Raw genomic sequence first — 534 nt, 5'->3', positions numbered from 1 at the left:
CTGCCGCGGTGGGCGGAGATGAACAGTCCGACGCCCTCGGACTGGTCGCCGCCGCCACCGCGGTCCATGCCGGCGACCAGGTCGCCGGAGCCCTCGTCGAGCACCAGCGGAGGGCAGGTCAACCGCCAGATCCACGAGGTGCAGGCCGACATCAGGCGGCTCGGCGCGACGGCCCATCCGGACCAGTACTTCGGGACCTGCGGCGACCTGCTGACCGGTGAGGTGTGGGTGCTGCGCGTCCCGGGGGGCGGCTTCGACCAGGCGGTGCTGGACGGCGTCCCGCACTTCGGGGTGACGCTCCACTTCCAGGACGTGGCGGCCCCGCGCGAGCACTTCGTCGAGCTGGCGACCCGGATCACGGAGACCGACCGGGACTACTGGGCCGCCAAGGGGGTGACCATCCGCGAGGTCAGGGTGGCCGAGGACGGGACGGGGGTGTCGGTGTCCACCGACCAGGCGGACGCCGCCCGGGCCGACATCCTGGCCCGCTACGGCGCGGAGGTCATCGAGGTACGACCGGTCCGCTGACCGGTA

The 534-nt window shown here is 73.0% G+C and carries 1 protein-coding gene; it reads left to right on the top strand.

All coding sequences use genetic code 11. The features are described 5' to 3' along the window. The first annotated feature begins 138 nt into the window (after positions 1 to 138). Positions 139 to 528 (top strand): hypothetical protein, encoded by a 390-nt coding sequence (locus ABD308_RS38655; protein WP_344345677.1) that lies wholly within the window; start codon positions 139 to 141, stop codon positions 526 to 528. Positions 529 to 534: the final 6 nt, after the last annotated feature.

The organism is Kitasatospora putterlickiae (assembly GCF_039527695.1).
Lineage (GTDB): Bacteria > Actinomycetota > Actinomycetes > Streptomycetales > Streptomycetaceae > Kitasatospora > Kitasatospora putterlickiae.
The sequence above is the reverse complement of the archived record's forward strand: the minus strand, read 5'-3'. Positions and strand labels throughout refer to the sequence as shown.